Raw genomic sequence first — 8,832 nt, forward strand, 5'->3', positions numbered from 1 at the left:
CCCAAGAACCCGAAGACCTGGCTCGTTACCGGCGTAGCCGGCTTCATCGGCTCCAACTTGCTCGAAACCCTGCTCAAGCTCGACCAACGCGTGGTCGGGCTGGACAACTTCGCCACCGGCCACCAGCGCAACCTTGACGAGGTGCAAGGCCTGGTCAGTGCCGAGCAGTGGGCGCGCTTCAGCTTCATTGAGGGCGACATTCGGCGTCTGGAAGACTGCCGTCGCGCCTGCGAGGGTGTCGACTACGTGCTCCATCAGGCCGCGCTCGGCTCGGTGCCGCGCAGCCTCGACGATCCGATCACCAGCAACGCCACCAATATCGATGGCTTCCTGAACATGATGGTGGCGGCGCGAGATGCCAAGGTAGTCAGTTTCACCTACGCTGCCAGCAGTTCTACCTATGGCGACCATCCGGCACTGCCCAAAGTGGAGGATGTCATCGGCAAGCCCTTGTCGCCTTATGCAGTCACCAAGTACGTCAACGAACTCTATGCCGACGTGTTTGCACGCCATTACGGCATCGTCAGCAACGGCCTGCGCTACTTCAATGTGTTTGGCAAGCGGCAAGACCCGAATGGCGCCTATGCTGCGGTGATCCCCAAATGGACCGCAGCGATGATCCAGGGCGCTGATGTGTTCATCAACGGCGATGGCGAAACGAGCCGTGATTTCTGCTTCGTCGCCAACGCGGTGCAGGCCAACCTGCTTGCCGCTACTGCGACTGACAGTGCGGCACAGAACCAGGTCTACAACGTTGCCGTGGGGGATCGAACCAGCCTGAACACCTTGTTCAACCTGATTCGTGACCGCTTGCGGGCCAATGGTGTGCAGTACGACAAGGAGCCGAATCGGCGCGATTTCCGTGCTGGCGACGTGCGCCATTCTCAGGCTGCGATCGACAAGGCTGCGACCTTGCTCGGTTACCAACCCGAATACGACATCGCCGCGGGCCTCGAGTCCGCCATGCCCTGGTACATCGCCAACGTCTGAGTCGCTGCGGTCCGCCGGGCCGCAGCGTATGTGGAAGCCGGATGCTCCTCAAACACACGCTTTATTACTTCCTGAGCCGCGGCGTCCCCGGCATCGTCAGCTTTCTGGCGATCGCGGTGTATACCCGGCTGCTCGAGCCCGGCGAGTTCGGTATCTATTCCCTGGTGCTCACTCTGGTCAGCTTCTGCAACGTGGTGTTCTACCAGTGGCTACGGATGGTGCTGGGGCGCAACTATCCTGCGCATCGGGATAGCCCCGATGAGTTCCTTGCCGGTGTCGGCACGCTGTTCTTGCTCACGACCGCGGTGGCCGGTGTTGCGGTGCTTGTTGCCGCGCTGCTCACCGAAGACGCGACGATGCGCCAGTTCGCAGCGATTGCGCTTGCGATGCTCGTAGCGCATGCCGCCTTCGATCTGGTTCTCGCGCTCGCTCGGGCGATGCTCAAACCGGGGCTCTATGGTCTCTTGCTCGGCAGCAAGTCAGTGCTTGCGCTCGCTGCAGGTGCGCTCCTCGCCCTGTCCGGGCTGGGCGCCGCCGCGCCGATCTGGGGGCTGACCGTTGGCTACGCACTCGCAATCGTGCTGTTCGGCCGCAAGTTGGTGGCGGGTATGCGGCCGGGGCAGGTTGCCAGGGCCGACCTGAGCGCCTACCTACGCTATGGCATGCCGCTTACGGCCGCTTTTGCGTTGTCATGGGTGATCAGCGGCTCGGACCGGGTGATCCTGACCTGGCTGCTCGACGAGGCGGCCACCGGAATCTATGCATCGGGTTACGATCTTGGATTCCAGATCCTCACCCTGGTGCTGGTGGTCGTGAATACTGCCGCATATCCGCTTGTCGTGAACGCCCTGGAGCGCAAAGGCGAAGACGCCGCACGCAGGCAGTTGCGACAGAACGGGGAGGCCATCCTGTCGCTGGCCCTGGCGGGCGCGGCCTGCCTAGTCATCATCGGTTCGCCCTTGATCGAACTGGTGCTCGCCGTCGAGTACCGCGACGGTGCGAAGAGCATCTTCCTGCTTGTGGTCGTTTCGTCTGCACTTGCCGGAATCAAGTCCTATTACTTCGATATCGCGTTCCAGCTTGCAAGGGCTACGCATTGGCAGGTCGTATCCGTCGGCGTCGCGGCTGTGGTCAACGTTGTGCTTAACCTCCTTCTGATTCCCCGTTTCGGCATCCTGGGTGCTGCGTGGGCCACGGTGGCTGCCTACGCTGCTGCATTGATCATCAGTGTGCTCACTGGTCGTCGTCAGTTTGGGCTGATGCCCGCGCTATCGAGTCTGCTCAAGAGCGCGATTCCCATCAGTGCTCTCGCCGCGCTCGGCTGCTGGGCCATGCTCGGTATCGCGGGCGATTCGACTGTGCTTGCCCTGGTTTTTGGCCTGGTGGGTGCCGCAATTGGCTACCTTGCCGGGGCCCTGCTGTTCAACACTTTCGGTATCCGGTCGGCCATCTGGTCCAGGCTTGGGGTGAGGATGAAGTCGTGAAGAAGGTCGCCATCTATATTCCGTCGCTGCGTGGCGGAGGCGCTGAGCGCGTGATGGTCACGGTGGCCAATGAGCTTGCCGCGCGCAACTGGTCCGTTGACCTCGTCCTTGCGTCTGCGACGGGTCCTTACCTGAGCGAGGTTTCCAGCAAGGTTGGCGTCGTGGATCTCAAAAGCACACGTGTGCTGAAGAGCGTGCCCGGCCTTGCCGCCTACCTGCGCAGCAAGCGGCCCGATACGCTGCTTGCTGCCATGAGCAATGCGAACATGGCTGCTTCGCTCGCGCATCGTCTTGCGCGATCGCCTGCAAGGCTCGTGCTGAGCGAGCGCTCAATGCCGAGCCGGATGCGGACTGACTTGGTCGGCAAGTTGATGATGGCGGTGAAGCGCTGGGCCTATGCGCGAGCCGACGGCGTAGTCGCCGTTTCCAAGGGCTGCGCCGACGAGTTGGTCGAGCTCGTACGGGTCGAGCCATCAAAGGTCGAAGTCATCTATAACCCGCTGATTTCGAACGAGCTGTTCGAGAAGGCGGCAGAGCCACTGGACCATCCCTGGTTTCAGTCTGGGCAGCCACCGGTCGTGCTTGGGGTGGGGCGCCTGGTCGACGTAAAGGGCTTCGATGTGCTGATCAAGGCCTTTGCGCTCGCGCGCAAGGAGCGGCCGATGCGGCTCGTGATTCTTGGTGAGGGGCCTTTGCGTTCTGAGCTGGCTTCATTGGCACGTTCATTGGGCGTGGAGGCGGATGTTCAGTTGCCTGGGTTCGTCCAGAATCCATTTCCGTGGATGAAGCAGGCGGAGTTGTTTGTACTGTCCTCTCGCGTCGAGGGTATGCCCGGAGCACTAATACAAGCGAGAGCTCTGGGAACCAAAGCTGTCTCCACGAACTGTCCTACGGGGCCCTATGAGGCGATGGAAGGGGGTAGGTATGCCTCCTTTGCTGACGTTGATGACGCGGGTGGCTTGGCGCGTGCGATAGTTTGTGAGCTTTCTTCGTCTGAGTTCAAACCGTTCTCGGGGGCGGTTTTTAGTGTAGATGAATCAGTTTCTTCTTTTGTGAATGTGCTTTCCAGAGTTGAACGAAAATAATGATGGAGATTAGAAAGCAAACCGCGCAGGGGGTTGGTGGTCTAGTGGTTGCCGCCCTGTTTGCTACTCTGGTTTCATTCTCAGCCTTTGATTACCGCTTGAGTCTTCAGGGTTCAGATATTCATTCGTATATTTACAATTACGACAGGTATGATCAATTGTTTCAAGGACGAGAAATGTCCTTGATTGAGTCTGTTTTGTTTGAGGTGCATTTCCATTTCTGGTTTCAAACGCTGTCAGATTTTTTGGATGGCCCTGAGTTCGCTTTAAGAGCTATCACGTTAGGCTCTTGCTTCATATTGGCGTTTGCTTGTATGTATCGGAATAATTGGAGTTTTATTCCAGTTATCTTGGTCTTGTTGCATCCGAGATTTCTCGATTTTGTATCCTCGCAACAAAGGCTGGCTCTTGCGTTGTCGGTACTTGTTTTTTCATTCTTGTTCGTAGGGTATTTTGGCAGGGTGCTAGGATTGGCTTTATCTGCCAGTTTTCATACCTATATATTTGTAATTTCTGCAGCCTTTTTTATTTATGTTTTTGAGGCATGGAAAGGGTGGCGTTATAGATATATTGTCCTGAGTGCGGTTGGGTTGGTTTTCGTGTCTGTTGTGATGGCTCCGTTGATTCTTGGGTTGTTGGGGGATCGGCGCGCTGAGATTGATGTTCGGACAACTGGGCTGCTTTACACGGCGATGTGGGTGGCGACCTACGCTGTTTTTGCTTACTTCAACTGGGATAGGCTTAATAGTGCATTTGGCTTTCTGTTTTTTGTGTCTGCATTCTCCGCGATCGCTGCGTATGCTATTGGGGCGTACTCTGAAAGGTATATTGCACTTTCAATAGTATTTATGGCGCTTTCAGGTGTTATCGGCGATTGGAGATATCAGCGCCCGTTTTTGATTGTTTATCTTCTCAATGTTTGTATTAGTTATCTGTATTGGCTGGGCTAGATAATGAGTGAATATGGGGTCGCGTTTGTTCTTAATCGATTCGCATCCGGCGGTGCAGAGACCCAGGTTCGTAGAATTTCGAGTGGCTTGGCACGACGGGGCTGGCGCGTGGAGGTCGTGTCGTTGATGCCTGACTTGATTGAGCCGACGGAGTTGGAAGCGGCTGGTGTCAGGCGCATTAACCTACAGCTCGGGCGTGGCATTTCAGCCTTTCGAGGCGTGCTTCCGTTGGCTCGTCATTTGCGCGCCGTGCGACCGGATGTGGTCGTCAGCCTGATGATTCCGGCAGATCCTGTGGCCAGGATTGCGGCAGCGATTGCCAAGGTGCCTCTGGTTTCTTCGCTAAGGAATGAGCGGGTTGGTGGGCGGGCGGTTACGTCTTACCTCAGGCTGACCGATGGCCTTGCGGCGAGCCTTACGGCTAATACGGATAAGATCAAAAGCGTGCTTGGGCCCCGCGTTTCTGCACGCCCCGAGCGTATCGAGGTAGTGCGTAACGCCATTGTGACGGCGAGCTTCAAGGCCGGGCCGGAGGCTCGGCAGTCTGTGCGCACCGCGCTTGGCTTGACCGACGACGCCTTTGTGTGGGTTGCGGTTGGGGCGCAGCGCCCCCAGAAGAACTACCTCGGCCTGCTGCGAGCCTTTGCTGCACTTGAAGGTGGAAGGCTTCTTATTGTCGGCGAGGCCTACCAGGGCGATGAACTGAAGGACTTGGCGCAGGAGCTTGGCATCGGTGATCGCGTTCTGCAGCTTGGGCGGCGTGCTGACATTCCCGAGATCCTGGCTGCGAGTGATGCCTTTGTGATGGCTTCGCACCACGAGGGCTTGCCCAATGCGCTGATGGAAGCGATGGCGGCGGGCTTGCCCGTGGTCGCCACCGATGTTGGCGGCATTGGTGATCTGCTGCCTGCCGCGACGCACGGCCTCCTGGTGAAGGCGGGAGACCACGATGCGCTGGTTGCGGGCATGCGCGAGCTTGGCGCGATGCCGGACGAGGCGCGCAAGGCGATGGGCTTATGTGCACAGGCTCATATCCGCGACAACTACGAGCTCGAGTCGGTGCTGAATCATTGGGAATCGCTGCTCAAGCGGGTGGCCGGTGAGCACCGCAGCAAGCGTAACAAGGCCGCCTGAAGATTCCGCCAGGTGATGTCAACGAGGACGCGGCGGATGCCGCTGCGGACGGAGGTCGCATGAGTGCTGTCGAATGGACGATCGAGCGCCTGGATGACAAGGTGGGCTCGGAAGCGGTGCTTGATGCGGTGGGTAAGTCGCTGCCCGGCAATGAGGTTACGCGCAAGACCGATCACTACTGGCAGTGGAAGCATCTGCATAACCCATTCGGGGTGAGTACGGGCACGCTCGGCGTGGGCGTGTCGGCCGGTGACGTGGTTGGCGTGCGCAGTTTCATGCGCTGGACGCTCGATGATCCCTCGCATGCAGTGGGTAGGCAGCGCCATGCGGTGCGCGCCGTGGATACCGTGACGGCCGATGCCTGGCGAGGCAAAGGCGTGTTCAAACGTCTGACGCTGGCAGCGATTGATGCGCTGGCGAACGATGAGGTGGACATCGTTTTCAATACCCCGAACCAGAACAGTGCCCCGGGTTACCTGAAGATGGGCTGGCAGTGTGTGGGCGATGTGCCGCTCTATGTGCGGCCGCTGCGGCCGTTTCGCCTTGCACTGCATGTGCTGCAGGCACGCTTGGGTGGGCGCGCGGAAGGGGGGGCGCAATTGTCGGCGCTGCCGCGCTGGGAGTCTTCGCCCGAGCTGATGGCACTGGTCCAGTCGCACGAGCGCGCGCGTGCCGGTGCTGGTTTGCGTACGCCGCGCAGCGCTGCGTACTTGTCGTGGCGCTACGGCGCACACCCGCAGGCTGATTACCGCGTGCTGGTGGATGGGCCGGCGAGCGCGCCGACGGGGTTGGCGGTGCTGCGCGCAAACCGCCGCCTGGGGGCGGATGAACTGGTGTTGGTCGAACTATGGGCGCAGGACGCGCGCGCCGACTACCTGGCAAGCGTGTTGCGCAGGGTGTTGGCGGTCGATGGCTTCGACCATGTGATGGCGCATTTCAAGGTGGGAAGTGTTGAGCACGCAGCGCTGCGGCGTGCGCTGTTCTTCAAGTTACCGCAGCGCAAGATGCGACTTTTTGCGCGTGCACTTGGACGCCCCCTGCCGGCCGATGTGTTTTCCTTCGACGGTTGGGATCTGTCGCTCGGCGATCTGGAGTTGTTCTGAACATGGAGTGGGGATGGGTGTGCGTGGGATTCTGAAGTTTGCGGCGACGGTGCACGCACGGCTGTTGGGCAGGGCGCCGGCCAGCGGGGTGTCGATCCTGATGTATCACCGCGTGGTTGGTGACCTGCCGCTTGAACTGGACTTGGCGTCCGACCTGTTCCGGCGGCAGATGGAATGGTTGGCACGGACCGGCAAGGTGGTGTCCTACACGTCGGCGCTGGATGCCTTGCTGGCGCGGCGGACAGGGCCAGGTCTGACGTATGTGATCACCTTCGATGATGCGTATGAGGACTTCTATACCGTGGCCTGGCCGGTGTTGCGCGAGCTGCGCTTGCCGGCCGTGCTGTATGTGCCGACGCGGTTCATGGATGAACCGACGCATCTGCCCTTGTCGAGGGCCGTCGAGGGCGCCGCCGAGCGGATGCGCCCGATGACCTGGGCCCAGTTGCGCGAAGTCGCGGCCGACCCGTTGATCACGATTGGCGCGCATACGCATTCCCATCCCGAACTCGTCAGGCTGACGGACGATGAGATCGGCGGTGAGATGAAGGCGGCAGCGGCGCGGTTCCAGACCGAGCTGGGCTTCGTGCCCGAGCACTTTGCGTATCCGCGCGGAATCTGGGACCCGCGAGTGCGCGACGCCGTGGCACCGTACTGCGCCAGCGCAGTCACCACCGGCGGCGAGGTGGCAACCATAGAGAACGCGCAGCGCTACGCACTGACGCGTGTGCCGATCCGGCGCAGCGACGGTTGGCGGTGGTTCGAGGACCGTGTGAATGGGCGGCTGATCGGCGAGGAGCGCATGGTCGGCTTTGCCAAGCGCCTGCTAGGGCGCTCGGTACCGCAGCAGGGCTATTGATGATTTGCGCAGGGAAGGGGGTCGGGTGAAGGTTCTGCTGTTCGCCAATACGGATTGGTATTTGTACAACTTCCGCCGTTCGCTGGCGCTGGCGTTGCGCGATGCGGGTTACGACGTGTTGCTGGTGTCGCCCCCTGGGCCTTATGGCGAGCGCCTGCAGGATCTCGGCTTTCGCTGGGTGGCGGCGCCGATGGAGCGGCGCAGCCTTAATCCGCTGCGCGAGGCGGCGCTGGTGCTGTGGCTGAAAAGGTTGATCCAGCGCGAAAGGGTCGACCTGGTGCATGGCTTCACGATCAAGTGCGCGGTGTATGGCTCGCTGGCTTCGCGCCTTGCTGGTGTGGCAGCGCGCGTGAATGCGGTGGCCGGGATGGGCTACGTCTTCACCAGCAACGATGCCAAGGCGCGCGTGCTGCGCCCGGTGGTGCGTGGGCTGATGCGGCTGGCGCTGGATGGCCCCCAGGCGCGTCTGATCTTGCAGAACCCCGACGACGTGGCGCTGTTCAATCAGGCTGGCTTGGTCGACCCGTCGCGGATTCGACTGATCATGGGCTCCGGTGTCAATTGCAGCCGTTTCGCGCCTGGCGCCAGCCGTGGTCAGGCTGGGCCGCTGCGGGTCGTGTTGCCCGCGCGCCTGCTGTGGGACAAAGGGGTGGCGGAGTACGTCGAGGCGGCGCGCATGTTGCGTGCGGAAAAGCGCGACATCGTTTTCCTGCTTGCTGGCGACCCCGATCCCGGTAACCCCGCGGCTGTGCCCGAGGCGGACGTGCGCGGTTGGGAGCGGGATGGCCTGGTGCAGTGGCTTGGCCATGTGGACGATATGCCTGGCCTGTTCGCAAGTGTGGACGCGGTGATTCTGCCGAGCTACCGCGAGGGTTTGCCCAAGGGGCTGATCGAGGCCGGTGCCAGCGGTCTGCCGCTGGTGACCACGGACGTGCCAGGCTGCCGCGAGGTCGTCACGAATGAGATCGACGGCTTGCTGGTGCCGGCGCGCGATGCTGAGGCGCTGGCGCGCGCGATTGCGCGTTTGCACGACGACCCGGCGCTGCGCGCGCGTTTGGGCGCAGCAGCGCGTGAGACCGCGCTGCGGGAGTTCGACGAACGCATCGTGATCGAGCGGACGATCGGGGTGTATGAGGAAGTGCTGGGCGGAAGGTGAGTTTTTTGTTTTGAAGGCCCGCGGCTTGCGCCCCCCGTAGGAGCGGCGCAAGCCGCGAGGTTTTGAAGGCG

The 8,832-nt window shown here is 60.9% G+C and carries 8 protein-coding genes; all 8 read left to right on the forward strand.

What is annotated here, in order from left to right:
- Window positions 1–990: NAD-dependent epimerase/dehydratase family protein (locus C662_RS19130; protein WP_002933881.1), on the forward strand; the 990-nt coding region annotated here is incomplete at its 5' end.
- Between the two features lie 41 nt (window positions 991–1,031).
- Window positions 1,032–2,474 carry a lipopolysaccharide biosynthesis protein gene (locus tag C662_RS19135; protein WP_002933883.1) on the forward strand — a complete coding sequence of 481 codons (1,443 nt, stop codon included), beginning with the start codon at window positions 1,032–1,034 and terminating at the stop codon, window positions 2,472–2,474.
- Window positions 2,471–3,559 (forward strand): glycosyltransferase, encoded by a 1,089-nt coding sequence (locus tag C662_RS19140; protein ID WP_002933885.1) that lies wholly within the window; start codon window positions 2,471–2,473, stop codon window positions 3,557–3,559. Before C662_RS19135 ends, C662_RS19140 begins: the two co-directional genes overlap by 4 nt.
- Window positions 3,560–3,561: 2 nt before the next feature.
- The gene (locus C662_RS19145; protein ID WP_157354608.1) at window positions 3,562–4,509 is read left to right on the forward strand and encodes a hypothetical protein; all 948 of its coding nucleotides are present in this window, start codon (window positions 3,562–3,564) and stop codon (window positions 4,507–4,509) included.
- A 3-nt stretch (window positions 4,510–4,512) separates the two neighbouring features.
- Entirely contained in the window at window positions 4,513–5,643 is a 1,131-nt protein-coding gene (locus tag C662_RS20130) for a glycosyltransferase (protein ID WP_083485784.1), read from the forward strand.
- Between the two features lie 59 nt (window positions 5,644–5,702).
- Window positions 5,703–6,746, forward strand: coding sequence for a hypothetical protein (locus C662_RS19155; protein WP_002933890.1), 1,044 nt, complete (start codon window positions 5,703–5,705; stop codon window positions 6,744–6,746).
- 88 nt (window positions 6,747–6,834) lie between these two features.
- On the forward strand, window positions 6,835–7,605 hold the full coding sequence (locus tag C662_RS19160) for a polysaccharide deacetylase family protein (protein ID WP_157354610.1): 771 nt from the start codon (window positions 6,835–6,837) through the stop codon (window positions 7,603–7,605).
- A 25-nt stretch (window positions 7,606–7,630) separates the two neighbouring features.
- Complete coding sequence (locus tag C662_RS19165) at window positions 7,631–8,761, forward strand: glycosyltransferase family 4 protein (RefSeq protein ID WP_002933895.1); 1,131 nt, start codon at window positions 7,631–7,633, stop codon at window positions 8,759–8,761.
- Window positions 8,762–8,832 lie beyond the last annotated feature (71 nt).

This window comes from Thauera sp. 28, from assembly GCF_000310145.2.
Lineage (GTDB): Bacteria > Pseudomonadota > Gammaproteobacteria > Burkholderiales > Rhodocyclaceae > Thauera > Thauera mechernichensis.

What these genes read in the sequence shown, in the direction of transcription:
- C662_RS19135 (WP_002933883.1), top strand. Translation starts at nt 1,032, where the DNA reads ATGCTCCTCAAACACACGCTTTATTACTTCCTGAGCCGCGGCGTCCCC.
- C662_RS19145 (WP_157354608.1), top strand. Translation starts at nt 3,562, where the DNA reads ATGGAGATTAGAAAGCAAACCGCGCAGGGGGTTGGTGGTCTAGTGGTT.
- C662_RS20130 (WP_083485784.1), top strand. Translation starts at nt 4,513, where the DNA reads ATGAGTGAATATGGGGTCGCGTTTGTTCTTAATCGATTCGCATCCGGC.
- C662_RS19155 (WP_002933890.1), top strand. Translation starts at nt 5,703, where the DNA reads ATGAGTGCTGTCGAATGGACGATCGAGCGCCTGGATGACAAGGTGGGC.